This is a genomic window from Kitasatospora sp. NPDC004289 (assembly GCF_053602875.1).
Genome location: NZ_JBSGEL010000002.1, coordinates 154,022 through 175,791, shown reverse-complemented (window position 1 = coordinate 175,791; position 21,770 = coordinate 154,022). Strand labels below are relative to the sequence as shown.

The 21,770-nt window shown below is 71.7% G+C and carries 15 protein-coding genes, 1 tRNA gene and 1 pseudogene; 7 read left to right on the top strand and 10 right to left on the bottom strand.

The window, feature by feature from the left end:
• Positions 1 to 5 precede the first annotated feature (5 nt).
• The 6 genes from ACWEPF_RS02270 to dnaK all read right to left on the bottom strand — a co-directional run bounded on the left by ACWEPF_RS02270 (position 6) and on the right by dnaK (position 6,660).
• Complete coding sequence (locus tag ACWEPF_RS02270; RefSeq protein WP_452171035.1) at positions 6 to 629, bottom strand: hypothetical protein; 624 nt, start codon at positions 627 to 629, stop codon at positions 6 to 8.
• A 646-nt stretch (positions 630 to 1,275) separates the two neighbouring features.
• Positions 1,276 to 2,268 carry a helix-turn-helix domain-containing protein gene (locus tag ACWEPF_RS02265; RefSeq protein ID WP_452171034.1) on the bottom strand — a complete coding sequence of 331 codons (993 nt, stop codon included), beginning with the start codon at positions 2,266 to 2,268 and terminating at the stop codon, positions 1,276 to 1,278.
• Positions 2,269 to 2,469: 201 nt separating this feature from the next.
• Positions 2,470 to 2,955: a heat shock protein transcriptional repressor HspR gene (locus ACWEPF_RS02260; RefSeq protein WP_345289951.1), complete on the bottom strand. Its 486-nt coding sequence runs from the start codon at positions 2,953 to 2,955 to the stop codon at positions 2,470 to 2,472.
• Between the two features lie 7 nt (positions 2,956 to 2,962).
• Positions 2,963 to 4,105, bottom strand: coding sequence for a molecular chaperone DnaJ (gene dnaJ, locus ACWEPF_RS02255; RefSeq protein ID WP_345289949.1), 1,143 nt, complete (start codon positions 4,103 to 4,105; stop codon positions 2,963 to 2,965).
• Positions 4,106 to 4,213: 108 nt separating this feature from the next.
• Positions 4,214 to 4,816 (bottom strand): nucleotide exchange factor GrpE, encoded by a 603-nt coding sequence (gene grpE / locus ACWEPF_RS02250; RefSeq protein ID WP_345289948.1) that lies wholly within the window; start codon positions 4,814 to 4,816, stop codon positions 4,214 to 4,216.
• On the bottom strand, positions 4,813 to 6,660 hold the full coding sequence (gene dnaK / locus ACWEPF_RS02245; protein WP_345289947.1) for a molecular chaperone DnaK: 1,848 nt from the start codon (positions 6,658 to 6,660) through the stop codon (positions 4,813 to 4,815). Before dnaK ends, grpE begins: the two co-directional genes overlap by 4 nt.
• A gap of 285 nt (positions 6,661 to 6,945) precedes the next feature.
• Between dnaK and ACWEPF_RS02240 the strand changes: the two genes are divergently transcribed.
• From ACWEPF_RS02240 to ACWEPF_RS02225, 4 genes and pseudogenes are all read left to right on the top strand, one after another.
• Entirely contained in the window at positions 6,946 to 9,156 is a 2,211-nt protein-coding gene (locus ACWEPF_RS02240) for a (Fe-S)-binding protein (protein WP_452171033.1), read from the top strand.
• Positions 9,157 to 9,526: 370 nt separating this feature from the next.
• A pseudogene (locus tag ACWEPF_RS02235) lies at positions 9,527 to 10,591 on the top strand (sugar phosphate nucleotidyltransferase); the annotation flags it as partial.
• Between the two features lie 192 nt (positions 10,592 to 10,783).
• On the top strand, positions 10,784 to 11,740 hold the full coding sequence (locus ACWEPF_RS02230) for a YIP1 family protein (RefSeq protein ID WP_345289944.1): 957 nt from the start codon (positions 10,784 to 10,786) through the stop codon (positions 11,738 to 11,740).
• 53 nt (positions 11,741 to 11,793) lie between these two features.
• Positions 11,794 to 12,684, top strand: coding sequence for a metal-dependent hydrolase (locus ACWEPF_RS02225; RefSeq protein ID WP_452171032.1), 891 nt, complete (start codon positions 11,794 to 11,796; stop codon positions 12,682 to 12,684).
• A 55-nt stretch (positions 12,685 to 12,739) separates the two neighbouring features.
• On the opposite strand, the gene dcd is transcribed toward ACWEPF_RS02225, so the two are convergent.
• Positions 12,740 to 13,315, bottom strand: coding sequence for a dCTP deaminase (gene dcd / locus ACWEPF_RS02220; protein ID WP_345289942.1), 576 nt, complete (start codon positions 13,313 to 13,315; stop codon positions 12,740 to 12,742).
• A gap of 70 nt (positions 13,316 to 13,385) precedes the next feature.
• Positions 13,386 to 13,607 carry a hypothetical protein gene (locus ACWEPF_RS02215; RefSeq protein WP_380149833.1) on the bottom strand — a complete coding sequence of 74 codons (222 nt, stop codon included), beginning with the start codon at positions 13,605 to 13,607 and terminating at the stop codon, positions 13,386 to 13,388.
• 160 nt (positions 13,608 to 13,767) lie between these two features.
• On the opposite strand from ACWEPF_RS02215, the gene ACWEPF_RS02210 reads away from it, so the two are divergent.
• From ACWEPF_RS02210 to ACWEPF_RS02200, 3 genes are all read left to right on the top strand, one after another.
• Positions 13,768 to 13,841: transfer RNA gene (locus ACWEPF_RS02210), tRNA-Gly, on the top strand.
• 676 nt (positions 13,842 to 14,517) lie between these two features.
• Positions 14,518 to 17,268 (top strand): hypothetical protein, encoded by a 2,751-nt coding sequence (locus tag ACWEPF_RS02205; RefSeq protein WP_452171031.1) that lies wholly within the window; start codon positions 14,518 to 14,520, stop codon positions 17,266 to 17,268.
• Positions 17,269 to 17,461: 193 nt separating this feature from the next.
• Positions 17,462 to 20,371, top strand: a complete 2,910-nt coding sequence (locus ACWEPF_RS02200) for a hypothetical protein (RefSeq protein WP_452171030.1) — start codon at positions 17,462 to 17,464, stop codon at positions 20,369 to 20,371.
• Here ACWEPF_RS02200 and ACWEPF_RS02195 read toward each other — a convergent pair.
• Together ACWEPF_RS02195 and ACWEPF_RS02190 are read right to left on the bottom strand one after the other, a co-directional pair.
• Complete coding sequence (locus tag ACWEPF_RS02195; protein WP_452171029.1) at positions 20,278 to 20,769, bottom strand: SigE family RNA polymerase sigma factor; 492 nt, start codon at positions 20,767 to 20,769, stop codon at positions 20,278 to 20,280. The two genes, ACWEPF_RS02200 and ACWEPF_RS02195, sit on opposite strands and share 94 nt — an antisense overlap.
• A gap of 189 nt (positions 20,770 to 20,958) precedes the next feature.
• Positions 20,959 to 21,513, bottom strand: coding sequence for a GPR1/FUN34/YaaH family transporter (locus ACWEPF_RS02190; RefSeq protein WP_449797574.1), 555 nt, complete (start codon positions 21,511 to 21,513; stop codon positions 20,959 to 20,961).
• Positions 21,514 to 21,770 lie beyond the last annotated feature (257 nt).

Sequence of the window (21,770 nt, the reverse complement as noted above, 5' to 3'; positions counted from 1 at the left end):
CGGGGTCAGCCGGTGGCGACGCCGCCCCAGTCGCTCCAGTAGCCGTAGCCGGAGGTCTCCTGACGGGGCGTCGGGAAGGCCTCGGTCGGGGCGGTCCAGAAGCCCTCGCGGAGCGAGAGCGCCATGCCGGCCCAGTCCAGGGCGGTCTCCACGGTGTGGTGCAGGGCCTCCTGCGACCAGGTGTCGTCGAAGACCAGCGGCAGCACCGGGGCGACCTGCTCGATGGTGGCTATCAGCGGGTTGTGGGTGATCGCCTCGTCCACCAGCAGCACGATCGGCTTGCGCAGCGAGGAGGCCCAGCCCAGCTCCAGCGCGACGCCGGCCGAGAGCGGGGCGCCGACGTAGGCGAAGACCAGGTCGGCGGTCTGCAGCGCGCGGAAGTCGGACGGGACGCGGGGCTCGGGGGCGCGGCCGTTCACCGTCCAGGCGTCGCTGTGGTGGGCGCTGTAGACGGCGGCGCCGCTCTTCAGCAGGGTCGAGCGCAGGGTGGTCAGCCGGGTGCGGCTGGCCAGCGTCACCACGCTGTCCGCCGGGCCGGTCAGCCGCATGAGCGGCGCGGCGAGGAACACCCGGGCGCGCCGACCCTCGGGGGTCTGGGTGGCGCGGTTGCGCAGGTAGGGCTCACTCATCTGTCGACTCCGGGGGAATGGCCGACCGGGGAGGCTGGTGCCGGAAGGCGGTTGCGGACGGTGGCTGCTCAGCCGGCGAGCCCGAAGGCTCTGGGTGTTGTTAAACGTGCAATTGAAGGTTCATCGGCAAGTTGTGGTGACCTTGTCGGGACCATCGAGAGCGAACTGATCGTCCAACAGCCGTGACTGTGGCGTCTAGGGTCGCCAGGTGGCATCTGGACGCCTGGCAGAGAGATGACGCACTCGCCCGTCGGCTGGATGGTTGGCACAGACGTACGCCGTGCGGCAATATATGCCCGATTAGTCATTCCATAGTGAATGCTCGAAGAAGCTGAGGAAGGGGTGGGCATATGTCTCGCATGCACCGGTTCGTCCGTAAGGCCGTCCTGTCGCTGGTCGTGAGCACGGCCGCACTGGTCGGCGCGTACCTCGCGGTGTCGAGTGGTCAGGCCGCAGCTCCGGTCGACTCTGCGGCGCGTGTCACCAACGTGACGTCCCTGGAGGACATCGGTTGGTCCTGACCCCTCTGCCCTCCGGGCAGGTGTGGGTGGACGTGGCGCCCGGGCGGGGGACTCGGTCTTCGGGCGAGCGGTAGCCGTCCGGAGCGGCCGGGGACGCCATGGCCGGAGGACGAGGCCCCGTGGGGCTACTCCTCCGAGTGCTCGGAGGCTCGGGCGAGCACGTACCCGAGCTGGAACAGGGAGTCGACGTTGTAGTCCTCCCGCATCTCGGCGATGTGGCGGGCGAGGGTGCGCTCGCTGATGCCCAACCGCTTCGCGATGACGCGGTGGTTGGTGCCGGCGAGGAGCAGGTCGATGATCGTCTGGCGGAGCCTGGACACGACCTGCTGCGGCACGGCCCGGTCCCCGTCGAAATCGAGCGCGCGGCTCCAGCTCGGCTCGAAGACCTCTTCGGCGAGGTAGTTGGCGATGGCCGGCTCGTGGATGAACGCGGCCAGGCTCATGTCGTCCGCCACGGGTATGACGGCGAGCCGCCGGTCTATCACGATCAGCCGGGTGTACGGCTCGTCGAGCGTCCGGTACTGGCCGCCCACCTTGGCGAGCGCCGACACGTAGTCCCTGGTCGGTTGGTGGTACCGGGTGCTGGCGTGGTAGATCGTGCGCATCTGCGTGCCGCGGCCCAGGCTCTCCAGATCACGCTTGATCATCGCGTCCAGGAGCTCGGGGGGCCGGGGCCCGCCGGGCTGCAGCGCGAGGGCCTCCTCCATTCCGGCGGCGCTGTACTGATTCAGCTTCTGATTGATGAGCACTTTCCCTCGGACGTATTCGACCGAGCCCCCGGCCTGGGTCGGGGAGTGGAAGGCCTGGGCCAATTCCTGCAGCTCATTGGGCAGGGAAACGGCGCGGGAGAGCAGATCGAGTGCCTGGCGTTGCCATGTGCTGCTCAATCCCAGGGAAAGCTGGGTCGGGTCGACCGCGATGAAGGTGCCCGGCACGTCGACATCCGCCACCAGAAGGCCGATGTCCACCAGCTCGCGAAGCGGTGCGGCATCCGATTCGCCCGAGCTCTCGGGCAGCTGGCCGTTTTCCGCCACGATCTTCAGATAGAGGGCGCGCGCCTCCTGGGAAAGTGTGGCTGCACCACCTGAAGTGGCACCGAGCTGCGCCCGACCACTCATCTGTGACTCCTCGCCATCGACCCGATCGTGTCCAGCTTCCGTCTGGTCAGGATTTTAGGCGGCAAGTCCAGCGCCTTCGAGGCCGATCGCCGATAGTCCCGTCCCTTGGGCCGACTTGCCGATCAGCACTCTCTCACTACCCGGCGAGCCGTTGGTACCCCTCGGAAGGGAGGGGTACCAACGGCTCCGACGGAACAGGGGCTACCGCTTCGGGCGCCACACCACCAGGGCGCTGGACTGCTGGACCTGCTGGTAGGGGACCAGGTCGCGGCGGTAGGAGGCGTGCACGGCGGCCTCCCGCTGCTGGAGCGCGGCGGCCGCGCCCTCCAGGGCGTCGACCATCTCGCCGACCTTGGCCTGCAGGGCGGCGACCTGGTTCTCCAGCTCGATGATCCGCTTGATGCCGGCCAGGTTGATGCCCTCGTCCTGGGAGAGGCGCTGGACCTCGCGCAGCTGCTGGATGTCCCGCGCCGAGTAGCGGCGGCCGCGGCCGGCGGTGCGGTCGGGGCAGACCAGGCCGAGGCGGTCGTACTGGCGCAGGGTCTGCGGGTGCAGACCGGAGAGCTCGGCCGCGACCGAGATCACGTAGACCGGGGTCTCCTCGGTCAGGACGTAATGAGCCCGGGGGCGGGCGCCGCCGGGCAGGCCTTCGCCGAGGCCGGGGCCGATGGGAGGGGTCGGGCTCATCTGGTCATCACGCTCCCTCTGCCGCCTTGAACAGGGCGGCTCGCGGGTCGTCCGAGGCGGTGGCCTCGCGGTACTGCTCCAGGGCGGCGAGGGCCTCGTCGTCCAGGTGCTTGGGGACCACGACCTCCACGGTGACCAGCAGGTCGCCGCGGGTGCCGTCCTTGCGGGTGGCGCCCTTGCCGCGGGCCCGCAGGGTGAGGCCGTTGGCGCTCCCGGCCGGGAGTTTGAGCTTCACCGAGGGGCCGTTCAGGGTGGGCACCTCGATGGTGCCGCCCAGCGCGGCTTCGGGGAAGGTGACCGGCACGGTGACGGTCAGGTTGTCCGCCTTGCGGCCGAACACCGGGTGGGCGTCCACGTGCACGGTGACGTAGAGGTCGCCGGGCTGGCCGCCCCGCTCGCCCTGGGCTCCCTTGCCCTTGAGCCTGATCCGCTGCGAGTCCTGGACCCCGGCCGGGATGCGCACCTGCATGGTGCGGGCCGAGGAGGCCCGCCCGCTGCCGTGGCAGACCGTGCAGGGGTCGTCGACCAGCATGCCGCGGCCCTTGCAGTCCCGGCAGGGCTCGGAGAGCGCGAAGGCGCCCTGGCCGCGGCTGACGGTGCCCGCGCCGACGCAGGTCGGGCAGACCCGGGGGGTGGTGCCGGCCTTGGCGCCGGTGCCGGAGCAGGCCCGGCAGGCGGCCTGGCTGGTCATCCGCAGCGGCACGGTGGCGCCGTCCACGGCCTCCTCGAAGGCCAGCGTCACCTCGGTCTCGACGTCCGCGCCGCGGCGCGGCTGGGGCTGCCGGGGGCCGCGGTTGAACAGGCCGCCGAAGAGGTCGCCGACCCCGCCCCCGCCGCCGCCCTGCGCCCCGCCGAACAGGTCGCCGAAGTCGAAGCCGCCGCCCTGCGGGCCGCCGGCCCGGAAGCCGCCGCTGCCGAAGAGGCTGCGCGCCTCGTCGTACTCCTTGCGGCGCTTGTCGTCGGAGAGGACGTCGTACGCCTCGGAGATGTCCTTGAACTTCTCCTCGGCCTTGGCGTCACCCTTGTTGGCGTCCGGGTGGAACTCGCGGGCGAGCTTGCGGTACGTCTTCTTGATCTCCGCGGTGGTGGCGTCCTTGGGCACGCCGAGGACCTTGTAGTAGTCCTTCTCCACGTAGTCCTTCGCGCTCATGGCTGCCGCCACCTCCCGTGGCTGTTCCGTACTGGGTCGGTCGGGGATACGGCACTGCGGAGCCGCCCGTCGTCCAGGACGACGGACGACTCCGCAGTGCGTGCCGTGTCAGCTCTCCGAGGCACCGTCGGCCTTGTCGGAGTCCGACGAGTCGGCATCCGCGGCGGCGGTGGTCTGGGTGCCCGGCTGGGGCTCCGCCACGGCCACCATCGCCGGGCGGATGATCCGCTCGCCGATCCGGTAGCCGGGCTGGAGGATCTGCACGCAGGTGTCCTCGGTGACGTCCGAGGAGTAGCTGTGCATCAGCGCCTCGTGCAGCGTCGGGTCGAAGGGCTCGCCCTCCTTGCCGAACTGCTGCAGCCCGAGCTTGGCCACGACCGTCTCCAGGCTGTCGGAGACGGACTTGAACCCGCCGGTGACCTCACCGTGCTCGCGGGCCCGGCCGATGTCGTCCAGCACCGGGATCAGGGCCTCCAGGATGTTGGAGACCGCGATCTCACGGACCGTCAGACGGTCGCGCTCGACCCGCTTGCGGTAGTTCTGGTACTCCGCCTGGAGGCGCTGGAGGTCGCCGGTGCGCTCGGCCAACTCCCGCTTCGCGGTGGCGAGTTCGTCACCACCCGCGACGGCCTCCTCGGCCGCCTTCAGGACGGCCTCCTCGGCGGCGGCGGAGTCGTCGCCGGGCTCGGTGCCCTGCGGCTTCTCCGTCATGCCGACGCACCGCCCTTGGGCTTCTCGTCGTCCACGATCTCGGCGTCGACGACGTCGTCGTCCTTGGCGCCGGCCGCACCGGCGTCACCGGCCGGAGCGGCACCCGCGGCGTCGTTCTGCGCGTACAGCGCGGCGCCGAGCTTCTGGGCGGTGGTGGAGACCTTCTCGGTCGCCTCGCGGATGGCCGCGATGTCCTCGCCCTTGAGGGCTTCCTTGAGCTCGCCGATGGCGGTCTCGACCTCGGTCTTGACGTCGGCCGGGAGCTTGTCGGTGTTGTCCGCGATGAACTTCTCGGTGGAGTAGACGAGCTGCTCGCCCTGGTTCCGCGTCTCCACGGCCTCGCGGCGCTTGGTGTCCTCCTCCGCGTACTGCTCGGCTTCGCGCATCATGCGCTCGATGTCGTCCTTCGGCAGCGCGGAGCCGCCGGTGACGGTCATCTTCTGCTCCTTGCCGGTGCCCAGGTCCTTGGCACCGACGTGCATGATGCCGTTGGCGTCGATGTCGAAGGTGACCTCGATCTGGGGCAGGCCGCGGGGGGCCGGCGGCAGGCCGGTCAGCTCGAACATGCCGAGCTTCTTGTTGTACGCCGCGATCTCGCGCTCGCCCTGGTAGACCTGGATCTGGACCGACGGCTGGTTGTCCTCGGCCGTGGTGAAGATCTCGGAGCGCTTGGTCGGGATCGTGGTGTTGCGCTCGATCAGCTTGGTCATGATGCCGCCCTTGGTCTCGATGCCGAGGGACAGCGGGGTGACGTCGAGCAGCAGGACGTCCTTGACCTCGCCCTTGAGGACACCGGCCTGGAGCGAGGCGCCGATGGCGACGACCTCGTCCGGGTTGACGCCCTTGTTGGCCTCCTTGCCGCCGGTCAGCTCGCGGACGAGCTCGGCGACGGCCGGCATGCGGGTGGAGCCGCCGACCAGGACCACGTGGTCGATCTCGGACAGGCTGATGCCGGCGTCCTTGATGACGTTCTGGAACGGGGTCTTGCAGCGCTCCAGCAGGTCCGCGGTCAGCTGCTGGAACTGGGCCCGGGTGAGCTTCTCGTCCAGGTGCAGCGGGCCCTCGGCCGAGGCGGTGATGTAGGGCAGGTTGATCGAGGTCTCGGAGGACGAGGACAGCTCGATCTTGGCCTTCTCGGCCGCCTCGCGCAGGCGCTGGAGGGCCATCTTGTCCTTGGAGAGGTCCACGCCGTGGCCGGCCTGGAAGACCTTGACCAGGTGGTCCACGACCTTCTGGTCCCAGTCGTCACCACCGAGGTGGTTGTCACCGTTGGTGGCCTTCACCTCGACGACGCCGTCGCCGATCTCCAGCAGGGAGACGTCGAAGGTGCCACCGCCGAGGTCGAAGACCAGGATGGTCTGGTCGTCCTTGTCCAGGCCGTAGGCCAGGGCGGCGGCGGTCGGCTCGTTGACGATGCGCAGGACGTTGAGGCCCGCGATCTCACCGGCCTCCTTGGTGGCCTGGCGCTCGGAGTCGGAGAAGTAGGCCGGGACGGTGATGACGGCGTCGGTGACCGTCTCGCCCAGGTACGACTCGGCGTCCCGCTTCAGCTTCTGCAGGATGAAGGCCGAGATCTGCTGGGGGTTGAAGTCCTTGCCGTCCAGGTTGATCTTCCACCCGGTGCCCATGTGGCGCTTGACCGAGCGGATGGTGCGGTCGACGTTGGTGACCGCCTGACGCTTCGCCACCTCGCCGACCAGGATCTCGCCGTTCTTGGCGAAGGCGACGACGGACGGCGTGGTCCGGGCGCCCTCGGCGTTGGTGATGACGGTGGGCTCACCGCCTTCGAGAACGCTGACGACCGAGTTCGTCGTACCGAGGTCGATGCCGACCGCGCGTGCCATCGTGAATACCTCCGGGAAGAAGTTGAGCTTTACAGGCTCAAGGATGCACGGCCCTCCGGGGAGAGTCAACTGCCATGAGTGGATCCGGCTCAACTTTACTGCGCGCTTATGTCGTCCCCTGCTCCGAGCGGGTGAGTCCGCCCTTAGTGACAGCCGCCATACCCGGTGCGTCTTCTGAACGGGTGTTAACGCGCGGTAGTCTCCGGGCCGTCGGCCCTGAAAGTTACTGATGAGTACACTCAGGGGGAACCTGCACACATTCCAGCCGCTGGAGACGGAGAGCCGATGCAGCTAGCAGCGATCGTCATCTCGCTGGTCACCTTCGTGATCGGCACCGCGCTCGCCGCCCGGGCGGCGTTGTACATCTACAAGGTGGTGCGCACCGGCGCCGCCGACGGCACCCGCTTCGGGCAGCCCGCCCAGCGCGTCGCCACCGTGGCCAAGGAGTTCTTCGGCCATACCAGGATGAACCAGTGGGGCGTCGTCGGCATCGCGCACTGGTTCGTCGCGGTCGGCTTCTTCTCGCTGGTGCTCACCCTGGTGAACGCCTTCGGGCAGCTCTTCGACGCCGAGTTCGTCCTGCCGGTCATCGGCCACTGGCTGGTGTGGAACGTCTTCGTCGAGCTGATCGGCACCCTGACCACGCTGGGCATCCTCACCCTGATGGTGATCCGGCTGCTCAGCCTGCCCTCCCGGGCCGGCCGCAAGTCCCGGTTCGCCGGCTCGATCGCCTGGCAGGCCTTCTACGTCGAGTACACGATCCTCGGCATCGGCCTGTGCATCATGATGCTGCGCGGCCTGGAGGGCGCCCTCGAGGGCGTCGACTCCTTCGATCCGGCGTACCTGGTCTCGTACCCGATCGTCGCGGCCTTCCGCGGCGTCGCCACCGGCACCCTGGAGAACCTGGTCTACCTGTTCGCGATGCTGAAGATCTGCATCTCGTTCGCGTGGGCGACCACCATCGGCGTCAACCCCTCGATGGGCGTGGCCTGGCACCGCTTCCTGGCCTTCTTCAACATCTACTTCAAGCGCGAGGAGGACGGCGGCACCGCCCTCGGCGCGCTCCGTCCGATGACCAGCGGCGGTCAGCCGATCGACTTCGAGGACCCGGCCGACGACGCCGTCTTCGGCGTCTCCCAGGTCGAGCACTTCGCCTGGAAGGGCATCCTCGACTTCTCCACCTGCACCGAGTGCGGCCGCTGCCAGTCGCAGTGCCCGGCCTGGAACACCGGCAAGCCGCTCTCCCCGAAGCTGCTGATCATGAGCCTGCGGGAGCACGCCTTCGCCAAGGCGCCGTACCTGCTCGCCGGCGGTGGCAAGGACATGGAGGGCAACGAGCAGGCCACTCCCGAGCAGCTCAAGGACGTCCCGGCGGCCGCGCTGGCCGAGGCCGAGCGCCCGCTGATCGGCACCGCCGAGGAGAACGGGGTCATCGACCCGGACGTCCTCTGGTCCTGCACCACCTGCGGGGCCTGCGTCGAGCAGTGCCCGGTCGACATCGAGCACATCGACCACATCGTCGACATGCGCCGCTACCAGGTGATGATCGAGAGCTCCTTCCCGACCGAGGCCGGGACGATGCTCAAGAACCTGGAGAACAAGGGCAACCCGTGGGGCATGGCCACCAAGGCGCGCCTGGACTGGGTGAAGGAGCTCAAGAAGGAGACCGGCATCGAGGTGCCGGTGATCGGTGAGGACATCGACCCGGCCGAGGTCGAGTACCTCTACTGGGTCGGCTGCGCCGGCGCCCTGGAGGACCGGGCGAAGAAGACCACCAAGGCCTTCGCCGAGCTGCTGCACACCGCGGGCGTGAAGTTCGCGATCCTCGGCAAGGAGGAGACCTGCTCCGGCGACTCCCCGCGCCGCCTGGGCAACGAGTTCCTGTTCCAGATGCTCGGCGCGCAGAACGTCGAGACCCTGAACGCCGCGCTGGAGGACGCCCCGGCCAAGCGGATCGTGGCCACCTGCCCGCACTGCTTCAACACCATCGCCAACGAGTACCCGCAGCTCGGCGGTCACTTCGAGGTGATCCACCACACCCAGCTGCTGCAGCACCTGATCGACGAGGGCAGGCTCCTCCCGGTCAACCCGGTCGAGGGTCTGATCACCTATCACGACCCCTGCTACCTGGGCCGCCACAACAAGGTCTACACCCCGCCGCGCGAGATCATGGACAAGGTCCCCGGTCTGCGCCAGCAGGAGATGCACCGTCACAAGGAGCGCGGCTTCTGCTGCGGCGCCGGCGGCGCCCGGATGTGGATGGAGGAGCGGATCGGCAAGCGCATCAACACCGAGCGCGTGGACGAGGCGCTGTCCCTCAACCCGGACATCGTCTCCACCGCCTGCCCGTTCTGCCTGGTGATGCTCTCCGACTCGGTCAACGGCAAGAAGAACGACGGCGCGGCCAAGGAGCACCTGAAGGTGGTCGACGTGGCCCAGCTGCTGCTCGACTCCGTCAAGGCGCAGCCCGCCGACCCGGAGCCGGTCGAGGCCTGAACCCGGCCGTGACCCGGCACCCGACCCCGGCCCCGACCGCCCCTCCCGGGCGGCCGGGGCCGGGGTGCTCCCGGTCCGTTCCGACGGCCCGGCGCCCGGGCCCGCGGGGGACGTGTGGGCCCTCGGCCGCGGTGGTGAACACCTGGGGGAGGTTTGGTGCCGCTTCCTCGGCCCCCGGGGCGGGACCGCGAGGTCCGGTGGCGTCCGCGGGGTGTCGGGTGGTACGTATCGGACCCCCGTTGGAACGGGGGCGGTTTGGAACGAAATACAGTAGGCGTCGAACTCGTGGACCACGAGCGGACGACGGCGACAACGTCACCTCGCGACCTGGCGGGGCCGGCGGCAACGGAGCAAGGGGAGAAGCGCGACCATGACCGAGGCGATCATGCTGGTCGGTGGCAAGGGCACACGGCTGCGCCCGCTGACCACCCACACCCCTAAGCCGATGCTGCCCGTCGCGGGCGTCCCCTTCATCGCCCACCAGCTGGCGCGGGCCGCCGCCGCCGGGGTCACCCGCGTGGTGCTGGCCACCTCCTACCTGGCCGAGGTCTTCGAGGAGCACTTCAAGGACGGCAGCCCGTACGGGCTGGAGCTGGTCTACCTGACCGAGGAGGTGCCGCTGGGCACCGGCGGCGCGATCCGCAACGCCGCCTCGGGTCTGACCTGCGGCCCGGACGAGCCGGTCCTGATCTTCAACGGCGACATCCTCTCCGGCCTGGACATCGCCGCGTTGCGGGACGGGCACGTGGCCGCCGGCGCCGACGTCACCCTGCACCTGACCCGGGTCGAGGACCCGCGCGCCTTCGGTCTGGTGCCGACCGACGAGCAGGGCCGGGTGCTGGAGTTCCTGGAGAAGCCGGAGACCCCGGAGCAGATCGTCACCGACCAGATCAACGCCGGGTGCTACGTGTTCACCCGATCGGTGATCGATCGCATCCCGGCCGGCCGCGAGGTCTCGGTCGAGCGCGAGACCTTCCCGGAGCTGCTGGCCACCGGCGCGCTGGTGCGCGGCGTGGTGGACACCTCGTACTGGCTGGACCTGGGCACCCCGGGCGCCTTCGTGCGCGGGTCGGCGGACCTGGTGCTCGGCAAGGTGGACTCCCCGGCCGTCCCCGGCGAGACCGGTGAGGCACTGCTGCTCCCGGGCGCCGAGGTGGCCCCGGGCGCGGTGCTGAGCAACGGCACCGTGGTCTCCGAGGGCGCGGTGATCAAGGGCGGTGCGATCGTCGAGGGCAGCGTGGTCCTGCCCGGTGCGGTGATCGCCGCCGACGCCCACGTCAAGGACTCCATCGTCGGCGCGTACGCGAGCGTCGGGGAGCGCTGCTCGCTGGACGGCGCGGTGATCGGCGACGGCGCCACCGTCGAGGCCGACAACGAGCTGCCGAACGGCATCCGGATCGCCTGCGGCACCCTCCTGCCGGTCGGTGCCGTGCGCACCACCGCCGGCCCGGGCGGCTGCCCGGCCGGTGAGACCCCGGCCGCCGTGGTGCACGGCCACAAGGCCGCGGCGCGCTGACCCGTCGCTGACGGTCCGTCGGTCCGGCGCGGGGTCACAGCACTGCTGCAATCCCGCGCCGAAGCCATGATCAACCGACGTGTGGTCAGCTCCAGCGGGTACCTTCGTGCCGTGGCTGGCAACGCATACGACAACGGTGAGGGCGCCGTCGACCCCCGGCAGGGCTGGGGGGCGGCGCCCGGCGGGCAGGGTGCTCAGGGAGCGCCGGGACCGCAGGGGCACGCGCCGACGGGGGAGCCCGAGTTCTTCACGGCTCCGCATCCGGCGTACCCGCAGCAGGGCTACCCGCAGCAGGGTCCTCCGCAGGCCTACCCGGACTACCCGCAGCCCGAGTACCCGCAGTCGGACCACCCGCAGGCGGAGTACCCGCCGCCCGGGTACCCGGAGGGTGGCTACGGGACGGACCTGCCCGGGCACACCCGGGTCTTCTCGGTCGACGAGGAGCAGCACTACGCCTCCGCCCCGCAGGGCGACAACGTCGCCACCTACCGGGCCGGCGGCCAGTCCACCCCGCGGGCGGGCGGCCCGCGCCCGGCCTGGAAGGAGCTGCTGACCGGGCTCTACCGGGCCCCGGTGGCCACCTTCGACCGGGTCCGCGACCACCAGGTCTGGCTGCCCGCGCTGACCGTCTCGGCGCTGTACGGCGCGCTAGCCGTGCTCGGCCTGGGGTCGACCAGGGACGACGTCTTCGGCTCCACTTTCTCGGTGGCGCTGTCGGCCATCGCCGGCTCGGCGGTCGCCTTCACCCTGGCGGGGGCGATGCTCGGCGCGGTCACCTACGGGCTGGCCCGCCAGCTCGGCGGCGACGGCCCGTGGCCGTCCACCATCGGCCTGGCGGTGCTGATCGCCTGGACCAGCGACGTGCCCCGGCTGCTGCTGGCCCTCTTCCTGCCCGCCGACAACGCGGTGGTCCAGGTGGTCGGCTGGGCCACCTGGCTGCTCTGCGCCGGGCTGCTCACCACCATGGTCCGCCGGGTGCACGACCTGCCCTGGGGCAAGGCCGCCGGCGCCGCCGCCATCCAACTGCTCGCCCTGCTGGTGCTCATCAAGCTCCCCACGCTGGGCTGACCCTCCCTCCCTCTTCTGTGCACGACCTGCACCGCGACGTACGGAGCCACCGCATGACCACCCTCCCCACCACCCGCGTCAGCTTCCCGGCCGGGGAGGTGAACGGCTCCTCCACCGTGCTGGCCGTCCACCCGCTGGCCGACGGCCGGTACGCGGTGGTCACCGAGGAGAGCCCGTTCCACCCGCTGGACCACACCTGGCCGGACCAGCCCGCCGACCTCGGCACCCTGACCGTGGCCGGCGCGGTCCACCCGGTGGTGGACTGCCTGACCGGCGGGTACGGGCCCGAGGGCGAGTTCCTGGTCGGTGCCGAGATCCCGGTGCGGCGCGGGGACGAGGCCTGGTCCTGGCTGGTGCTGCACGTGCTGGCCGCCGACCCGGGCGCGGTCACCGGCCGCCCGGTCGAGCTGGCGGTCGACCCGCAGCGGCGGGCCCTGCTCTCCTCCGCGCACAGCGGCTGCCACCTGCTGGCGCTGGCCCTGAACGAGGCGCTGGCCCCGCGCTGGCGCAAGGACCCGGGCCGCGCCGACGCCCTCGGCCACCCGGACTTCGACAGCCTGGCGATGGCCTCCTCGGTGATGGACACCGAGGCCTCCACCGACACCTACCGGCTCGGCAAGTCCCTGCGCAAGAAGGGCTTCACCACCGAGGCGGCCGAGGAGCTGCCCGCGCTGGCCGAGGCGCTGCCCGCGATCACCGAGGCGGTCAACGCCCGGCTGGCCTCCTGGGTGGCCGCCGACGCCGCCGTCCGGATCGACGTCCCCGGCCCCGAGCTGACCGCCCGCCGCCAGTGGCACGCCGAGCTCCCCGAGGGCGCGGCCACCATCGCCTGCGGTGGCACCCACCTCCACCACCTGGGTGAACTGGCCGAACTGCGTACCGAGTTGACCCTTTCGGAGGACGGCAGCGAGCTGGTCGCCGTCACCCGCCCGAAGCGGGCCTGACCCAACGCCGAAGGGGCGGCCACCCCGGTGGGTGGCCGCCCCTTCGGCGTTGTCGTCAGACCTTGGTGCGGTGGAAGTTCAGGTAGGAGCGCGAGGCCGTCGGGCCGCGCTGCCCCAGGTAGCGCGAGCCGTAGCGCTCGGAGCCGTACGGGTGCTCGGCGGGGGAGGAGAGCCGGAACAGGCAGAGCTGACCGATCTTCATCCCGGGATAGAGCTTGATCGGCAGGGTGGCCACGTTCGACAGCTCCAGGGTCACGTGACCGCTGAAGCCCGGGTCGATGAAGCCGGCCGTGGAGTGCGTCAGCAGCCCGAGGCGGCCGAGGCTGGACTTGCCCTCCAGTCGGGAGGCCACGTCGTCCGGCAGGGTGATGACCTCGTACGTGGAGGCCAGCACGAACTCGCCGGGGTGCAGGATGAAGGCCTCGTCGCCCTCCGGCTCCACCAGCCGGGTCAGGTCGGGCTGCTCCTCCGCCGGGTCGATGTGCGGGTACCGGTGGTTCTCGAACACCCGGAAGAACCGGTCCAGCCGGACGTCGATGCTGGAGGGCTGGATCATCGAGGGGTCGAACGGGTCGATGGAGACCCGGCCCTTGTCGATCTCGGCGCGGATGTCAGAGTCGGAGAGAAGCACGACACGAGACTACGTGAATCCGCCCCGCGGGCCGCATCGAGCCCACGGAGCGGAAGGACGCCCCGAAGGCTCAGGCGAGGAACTCCACCGCCTCCCGGCGCAGCGCCCGCTCCACCTGCGCCCCGGTCAGCTCGCTCAGGTCCGCCAGCACCGAGCTGCGCAGCCGCCCGCACTGCGGGCAGCGGATCAGCCTGCTGTTGCCCAGCCGCCCCGCCCCGAGCGTCCGCATCGGAAAACCCGCCGTGCTGAACAGGTGCCCCTCGGCACACCGGACGACGGTACGCTGCTCCATCGCGATCCCCTTCCCAGGCCCACTCCGAACCTGCGTCACATTAGGGGATCTACCGGACATTCCACACGGCAACGCGCCGCCCCGTCCGAGCGGGGCGCGGACAACTCCGCAGATGGGGTAGAGTGTTGATCGACCGGCCCGTCCCTGACGGACCGTCAGTGCGGACGTAGTTTAATGGTAGAACAGGAGCTTCCCAAGCTTCTAGCGCGAGTTCGATTCTCGTCGTCCGCTCCACTTCCGAAGCCCCGGGTCAGCGATCCGGGGCTTCGTCGTTGTCCGGGGGCGCCCCGTCGGGGGTCGGCGGGGCTCAACTCCCCTGTGGGGCGGCCTTGACCGCGGGCCGACGAGCAGGTGACGGAATCGGCCCGCCTGCTTACCCCCCCCGGAGCGCGCAAGCCCTTCAATCGGGCCTACACGGCCCGTCGGGCCGCCGGAGCGCGAGGAAACGGGAAGGCTTCCATCGTCGGCGTGGGGACCGGTGTGCACGCGGGTGCCGCCGGTGAGTTCGTTGTCGGCGGAGACCTGACGATCCGCCGACGACGAGCCCGCCGCACTCCGGCACTGGGCCGGGCGAACGGCTGGTCCGGGGCAAGATCAACAAATTCAGGGGTCACCCGCCGCCCCGACTCTCCTCCGCTCCGCATCCGGGGAGCAATCGCGGCTCCGAGACTTCGTCACCAGTGCGTCCCACCAGGCGAATTGGCCTCCGCGAAGCGGTGCGAACCGCACCGTCCGGGACGGGTCGGGTCATGTGGGCGGTGTTCGGGCCGGCGCCGGGTCAGCACCGTGCGGGGGTGGCCCCGGATACCGCGTGGCGGGGCCGAACCGGGGGGAGTAGCCTGCCGCCCCGGCCCGTGAACACGGGCCGGACGGCCGGGCCACGGGCTCGGCTCCAAGGGGAGGTTGGGACATGGGGGAGCGCTTTCGCGCCCCGCGCCGCTTCGGTGGCAGAGGATTCGCGGCGGTGGCCGCACTGGCGGTGGTGCTGGTCGGCGGGGTGGCCGTGCCGGCGTCGCACGCCGAGAGGGGCTTCGCACCGTCGTTGAAGGCGGCCGGGGACCTGACGGGGGACGGCCGGACGGATCTGATCTCCGCGAACTACTCGGACCTGAACGTGCTTCCGGCCGGTGGCGCGCCGTACGCGGCGTCCACGACGGCGCAGAGCCCCGACGGCAAGAACTGGGGGAGCTACCAGGTCACCCGGCGGGGGAGCGCCACCGGGACGGGGACGGACGACCTGTACGCGTTCGACCGGTACGACCACGTGCTGTACCTGTACCCGAACGACGCCAACTCCGGTGGCAAGGCGGGGTACTTCACGAAGAAGGACAAGGCCGTCAAGGTGGCCAAGCCGGCCACCTGCGCGGCTGGCACCGACTGCACGGGCTACGACCCGACCTGGAACTCGGCCTCCCAGGTGGTGGCCACCGACGGGATCGCCAACCAGGACGGGATGCCCGACCTGGTCACGGTCGAGGGTGGCCGGCTCTGGTACTACCCGGGCAAGGCCGGCGGCGCGGTGATCGGCGCCCCCGTCCAGCTCGGCACCGGCCACTGGGAGGACGTCCTGGTGATGGCCCCGGGCAAGGTCGGCGGGGTGCCCACCCTCTGGGCCCAGTACGGCCTCTGGCAGCCGGTGGTGTCCTCCTACCGCTTGGAGATCGGGGCGAACGGCCTGCCGGTCGGTCCGCTCCGCTCCCCGGACGACACCTTCCTCCTGCAGAACGGCGAGCGGGACGCCGGCGGTGCCGCGAGGTGCTTCGCCATGGACCGCGGCGGGGTGATCCCCTGCACCACGGCCGACACGAACGAGTGGCAGCTGTTCGCAGACGGGACGCTGCGCCAGGGGGACTACTGCCTCTCCGGCGGTGAGGTCCCCGCCAGGGTCAGCTGCACCAAGAGCGACGCGCGGGTCTGGAAGGCGGGGGACGGCGGCGTTCTGGTGAACGCGGGCGGGTCCTGCCTGGCGGTGCGCATGAGCGGCGTCGCCCTGGAGCCCTGCGACGGTTCGGCCCGTCAGCGCTGGGGACGGTGGAGCGCCGGCCCGGCCGCCGATCCGCTGCCGTTCCCGGCGCCGCTGCCCGTGATCGCCCTGCCGGACGAGATCGCCACCGGGTACGCCCCGCCGCTCGGAGCGCCCGGCGACCTCGACGGGGACGGCAACCCGGAGCTCGCCACCCTGAGCGACCCGCTGGTCGTGTACCAGGGCGCCGCACCGGTCGCCGGGGTCGCCGGCTTCGCCGGGCTGACCGCCCACGGGCGGATCGGGCGGGAGGCGGGGCCCGTCGCCTGGCCGACCGCGCCCGATGTGTACGACGTCTACTACTCGGCCTGCGTGAGCCTGAAGGTGGAGCGGTCCGGCAGCCTGGTGGTCACCGAGCTGGCCACCGGCAAGGTGCTCTGGTCCAGCAACACCCCGGGACGCACCGGCGGGCGGATGGTCCTCCCGTCGCAGGGCGCCTTCCAGCTCCAGGACGCCCGCGGCACCGTCTACTGGTCGGCGCCCACCCCCGCCAACACGCTCGTGGTCCAGGACGACTGCAACGTGGTGCTCCGCGGCCTGCAGGGCAGGGCGGAGTGGTCGACCCGGACCTACGACCCGGCCCACGAGACCCGCGGCGTGCCGCTGGTGGCGGGGCGTTCGCTCAAGGCCGGCGAGCAGCTGACCACCGAGCGGACCGCCCTGGCCATGGGTGCCGACGGGAACCTGGTGCTGACCGACCGTCAGTCCGCGAAGGTGCTCTGGACTTCGGGCACCGAGGGCCGCCCCGGTGCGGTCGCCACCGTCCAGCCGGACGGGAACGTGGTGATCCGGGACGCGGCCGGCGCACCGGTCTGGTCGAGCGGGACCTGGGGCGCCGAGGGTGTGCACCTGGTGGTCCAGACCGACGGCGACCTGGTGCTGTACGACGTCGACGGCGTGGTCCGGTGGTCCACCGGCACCCGGTTCGACGCGCTGAACAACTACCCGGGGACCGTGGTCCCCTCGGGCCGTACGGTGCGGTCGGGCGAGACGGTGGAGTCCGCGGCGGCCCGGCTGGTGATGCAGCCGGACGGGAACCTGGTGCTGTACTCCAAGGCCACCGGCAACGCCCGCTGGTCGTCCCGCACGTGGGGCAACAACGGCGCCACGGCCACCGTGCAGTCGGACGGCAACGTGGTGGTGAAGGCCGCCGACGGCCGGGCCCTGTGGGCCTCCGGCACCTGGACCCAGCGCAACGCCCGGCTGGTGGTGCAGGACGACCTCGACCTGGTGGTCCGTGCCACCGACGGTCGTGGGGCCTGGGCCTCCGGGACCGGCAACACCGCGGGCGTCTCGCGCGGCATCCCGGTCCGGGCGGGCTACGTGCTGCGCAGCGGTGAGGCGACCACCGAGTGGATGAGCCGGACCGCCCTCACCATGCAGTCCGACGGCAACCTGGTGCTCAGCACCGGTACCCGGGGCCCGGTCTGGTCCTCCCGCACCTGGGGCAACTCCGGTGCCCGGGCCACCCTCCAGCAGGACGGCAACCTGGTGGTCTACGCGGCCGACGGGCGGGGCCTCTGGTCCACCGGCACCTGGGGCCACCCGTACTCGGTGCTGGTGGTGCAGGGCGACGGGAACCTGGTGCTGTACGACGCCGACGGCGTCCCGCTCTGGGCGACCGGCACCAGCCGGTAGCTCCCGGCCCGGCTCCCCCGGCGTCCCACCCGCACGGCGGCCCCCCGGTCCTCCACGGACCGGGGGGCCGCCCTCGTTCGCACGGATACCGCCTGGCGGATACGAACGGGCGGGCGATAACCTGCCCCCCCGGCCCGTGCTCACGGGCCGGACGGCCGGTGCTCGGTGCCCGGCACCACGGGGAGGTTGGGACATGGGGGAGCGCGTTCGCGCCCCGCGCCGCGCAGGCGGCGGCAGACGATTCGCGGCAGTGGCCGCACTGGCGGCGGCGGTGCTCGGCGGCCTCGCCGTGCCCGCGCACGCCGAAGGACCGGCCGCGCCGCGAGCGGCGGCCGGGGTGCTCAACGACCTGACGGGCGACGGCAAGGCCGACGTCCTCACGAATTCCGGCAACAACCTGACCGTGCTGCCGGCCGGCGGAGCGCCGTACCGGGCGGCCACCTCGGCGGACAACCCGGAAAGCGGGATCTGGAGCGAGTACCAGGTCACCCACCGGGGCAGTGCCACCGGGACCGGGACGGACGACCTGTACGCGTTCAGCCGGTACGGGCACGTGCTGTACCTGTACCCGAACGACGCCAACTCCGGTGGCAAGGCGGGGTACTTCACGAAGAAGGACAAGGCCGTCAAGGTGGCCAAGCCGGCCACTTGCGCGGCTGGCACCGACTGCACGGGCTACGACCCGACCTGGAACTCGGCCTCCCAGGTGGTGGCCACCGACGGGATCGCCAACCAGGACGGGATGCCCGACCTGGTCACGGTCGAGGGCGGCCGGCTCTGGTACTACCCGGGCAAGGCCGGCGGCGCGGTGATCGGCGCCCCCGTCCAGCTCGGCACCGGCACCTGGACCTCCGTCACCCTGATGGCTCCGGGCAAGGTCGGTGGCCTCCCCACCCTCTGGGCCCGCAGCCCCGAGCTCGAGCCGGCCACCGCGGTGTACCGCCTGGAGTTCGGCCCCGACGGCCTGCCGGTGGAGCTCCTGCCCTCACCGCGGTCGTTCTTCTCCCTGCAGACCGCCGAGCGCGACGCCGCCGGGGCCAAGCAGTGCCTCGCCAACGGACAGCTGAAGGCCTGCGCATCCGGCGTCACCCGCTGGCGGGTCGCGACCGACGGCACGCTCCGGGAGCTGGGCCGCTGCCTGGCCCTGCGGGACGGCCGGGCCGGTGCGGAGGACTGCACCGGCGAGCCCGCGCAGCAGTGGAAGCCCCGGCCCGACGGCGGGCTGGCCGCCTCGGACGGCAGCTGCCTGACGGCGCTCGCCGCGCAGGCGGCGGCGGGGACGGCACCGTGTGACGGCTCGTCACGGCAGGTCTGGGGCGCGCTGACCGCCGACCCGGCCGCCGGGCCCGCGCCGCTGCCCGCCCCGTTCACCTTCCTCACCGTCCCGCGGATCGCCGATCCCGGTGCCGACTACTACAACGAGTTGACCTTCGTCTCCTCGCCCGGCGACCTGGACGGCGACGGGTACCCGGAGCTGCTCACCAGCGCGCTGACGAAGTTCACGTCCACCCAGAGCGAGCTCACCTTCGTGCGCCGCGGGACGGCCCCGGTCGGCGGCCTGCACCGGCTCGGTGCGGCGGAGTCGCTCGGTGACCTCCGCACCCCCCGCAACACGGCCACCGCGGGCGGCGGGGCCTGGCCCGGGGACGTGCTCTACTCGGCCTGCGCGAGCCTGAAGGTGGAGCCGGGCGGCAGCCTGGTGCTCACCGAGCTGGCCAACGGCCGGGTGCTCTGGTCCAGCAACACCCCGGGCCACGCCGGCGGGCGGATGGCCGTCCGGTCGGACGGCGTCCTCACCCTGCGCAGCCCCGACGGCCAGGTCTACTGGTCGCCCCAGGGGGTGTCCGCCGGCGGATCGGGCAGTGTGCTGACCGTGCAGGACGACTGCAACGTGGTGCTCCGCAACGGCCAGGGCACCGCGCTCTGGTCGACCCGGACGTACGACCCGGCCCACGAGACCGCCGGGGCCGTGTTCCTGGCGGGGCGTTCGCTGAAGGCCGGCGAGCAGTTCACCGTCGACCGGACCGCCCTGGCCATGGGCGCGGACGGCAACCTGGTGCTGACCGACCGTCAGTCCGCCAAGGTGCTCTGGACCTCGGGCACCGAGGGCCACCCCGGTGCGGTCGCCACCCTCCAGGCGGACGGCAACCTGGTGATCCGCGACGCGGCCGGCGCGCCGCTCTGGTCGAGCGAGACCTGGGGCGCCGCGAGCCCCCGGCTGCTGCTCGAGTGGAACGGCAACCTGACGATGTACGACGCCGACGGCCGGCGGCTCTGGCTGACCAACACCCGCTTCGACGGCGTGGACACCCGCGGCACCGTGATCCCCTCGGGCCGGACGGTGCGGTCGGGCGAGACGGTGGAGTCGAAGGCGGGCCGGCTGGTGATGCAGCCGGACGGGAACCTGGTGCTGTACTCCAAGGCCACCGGCAACGCCCGCTGGTCGAGCAAGACCTGGGGCAACGCGGGCGCCACGGTCACCATGCAGTCGGACGGCAACCTGCTGGTCAAGGCCGCCGACGGCCGCCCCCTCTGGGCCTCCGGCACCTGGACCCGGCGCAACGCCCGCGCCGTCCTGCAGGACGACCTCAACCTCGTCGTGTACGGCACGGACGACCTCGTCTACTGGGAGTCGGGCACCAGCAACCAGGCCGGCGTCCGGCTGGGCACCGCACTCACCTCCGGCTGGGTGCTGCGCGCCGGCGAATCGGTCACCCACCACGTGATGGGCCCGCCGAATCCGGTCGTCCTCACCATGCAGGACGACGGCAACCTGGTCCTGCGGGTCGGCGGCGGCACGGCCCCCGTCTGGTCCGCCCGCACCTGGGGCAACCCGGGGGGCCGGGCCGTCCTGCAGCCGGACGGCAACCTGGTGATCCAGGCCGCCGACGGCCACGCCGTGTGGTCCACCGCCACCTGGGGCCACCCGGGTGCGGCGCTGGTGCTGCAGAACGATGGGAACGTGGTGCTGTACGACGCCGACGGGGTCCCGCTCTGGGCCACCGGCACCTATCGGACGGAGGCGGTGCGCAGCCGGGCGATGCCCTTCGAGGCCTGGCTCTTCACCGTGCCCACCGAGCAGCCCATGGCGAGCGCGGCCTGACCCTCGCTCAGGTCCTCCCAGTACCGCAGCACCACGGCCTGGCGCTGGCGCGGCGGCAGGGCCGCCAGGGCGGTGAGAAGCGCCGCGCGCTCGTCGAGCCGCCCGTAGCCGTCGGGCGCGGCGGTCTCGGGCACGCTGGTGACCAACCGTTCGGACAGCCGGCGGCGGAAGCGCCGGGCGTGCTCGTTGACCAGGATGCGGCGGACGTAGGCGTACGGGTCGTCGGCGCGGCTGACCTTGGGCCAGGCGACGTACGCGCGCTCCAGGGTCTGCTGGACCAGGTCCTCGCCCGCGTGCTGCTCGCCGGACAGCAGGAACGCGGTCCGCAGCAGCCGGGGCCAGGCCGTGGCGATGAACGACCGGAACTCGGCGTCCCGTCGGTTCTCCGGTTCTCTCATGAGCACCTCCTCACCCTCCCAGAGCCCGGGAGGGGGCCGAACCGTTGCCCGCGGTTCCGCGGACCGGCCTCAGGAGGGTGAAACGGAGCCGGACCACCCCGTGGTGGGGTGGCCCGGCTTCGATGGGGGCGGTGTGGGTCCTGCGGGCGGTGGGGCGCCCGCAGGACCCGGACTACCCAGTGGGGTGGGTCACTTGGTGGGGAGGAGCGCCCGGCCCCAGCCGCTCTCGGCGAGGGCGGCGGTGGCCGAGTACCAGGCCGCGAGGCCCGCGACGGCCGCCAGCCAGGCACCGGCCTTGCCGAGGCCGCTGCTGCCGTTCAGCACGCCGAGCGCGCTGAGCACCAGGGAGAGGAAGAACAGGCCCCAGAGGACGCGCCCCAGCAGGCCCGAACCCCAGGCGGCCAGCGCCAGGCTGAGCACGAGCAGGGCCCAGAGCAGCAGGAAGAGGCCGGTGGCGTTCTTGCTCGCGCCGCCGCCCGCTGACCAGACGGCCCAGAAGGCGCCGAGGGAGGTGAAGGCGGTGCCGGTGAAGCCGTCGCCGCTGCGCAGCTGCCAGAGGCCGGCGACGAACAGGGTGAGGCCGCCGACCAGGTGGGCCAGTCCGGCGGCGTCCTTGACGCCCGCGCCGGAGAGGATGCCGGTGCCGAGCAGCCCGTAGGCGAGGAGGGTCAGACCGAGGGCCAGGTAACCGAGGTTGCCGGCGTCGGCGGAACGGGTGTTCGCCCCGGAGGCTTCGTTGCTCACCGGAGGCTCCTTTCACTCATGGCGTGCCGCTTCAGGGCGGCAGGGAGCTGTGCGTGGAGTGGGTGCGCGTGCCGGGGCCGGGGAGCGCACGGGACAGGGCTGTCCCACGGTGCGGGCGGCGGCGGCGAAGTGATGAACCGGCAGGTCGGAGCTGCCGGCGAGTCCCCTACCGGGGTCTTCCCCGGTGAGATCTGTGTACCCACCCGGTACCGGCTTGTACCCTTGTGAATCCCACAATTTGTCGGGTCGTCAGCTGT

What these genes read in the sequence shown, in the direction of transcription:
- ACWEPF_RS02270 (WP_452171035.1), bottom strand. Translation starts at nt 629, where the DNA reads ATGAGTGAGCCCTACCTGCGCAACCGCGCCACCCAGACCCCCGAGGGT.
- ACWEPF_RS02265 (WP_452171034.1), bottom strand. Translation starts at nt 2,268, where the DNA reads ATGAGTGGTCGGGCGCAGCTCGGTGCCACTTCAGGTGGTGCAGCCACA.
- ACWEPF_RS02260 (WP_345289951.1), bottom strand. Translation starts at nt 2,955, where the DNA reads ATGAGCCCGACCCCTCCCATCGGCCCCGGCCTCGGCGAAGGCCTGCCC.
- dnaJ (WP_345289949.1), bottom strand. Translation starts at nt 4,105, where the DNA reads ATGAGCGCGAAGGACTACGTGGAGAAGGACTACTACAAGGTCCTCGGC.
- grpE (WP_345289948.1), bottom strand. Translation starts at nt 4,816, where the DNA reads ATGACGGAGAAGCCGCAGGGCACCGAGCCCGGCGACGACTCCGCCGCC.
- dnaK (WP_345289947.1), bottom strand. Translation starts at nt 6,660, where the DNA reads ATGGCACGCGCGGTCGGCATCGACCTCGGTACGACGAACTCGGTCGTC.
- ACWEPF_RS02240 (WP_452171033.1), top strand. Translation starts at nt 6,946, where the DNA reads ATGCAGCTAGCAGCGATCGTCATCTCGCTGGTCACCTTCGTGATCGGC.
- ACWEPF_RS02225 (WP_452171032.1), top strand. Translation starts at nt 11,794, where the DNA reads ATGACCACCCTCCCCACCACCCGCGTCAGCTTCCCGGCCGGGGAGGTG.
- ACWEPF_RS02215 (WP_380149833.1), bottom strand. Translation starts at nt 13,607, where the DNA reads ATGGAGCAGCGTACCGTCGTCCGGTGTGCCGAGGGGCACCTGTTCAGC.
- ACWEPF_RS02205 (WP_452171031.1), top strand. Translation starts at nt 14,518, where the DNA reads ATGGGGGAGCGCTTTCGCGCCCCGCGCCGCTTCGGTGGCAGAGGATTC.
- ACWEPF_RS02200 (WP_452171030.1), top strand. Translation starts at nt 17,462, where the DNA reads ATGGGGGAGCGCGTTCGCGCCCCGCGCCGCGCAGGCGGCGGCAGACGA.
- ACWEPF_RS02195 (WP_452171029.1), bottom strand. Translation starts at nt 20,769, where the DNA reads ATGAGAGAACCGGAGAACCGACGGGACGCCGAGTTCCGGTCGTTCATC.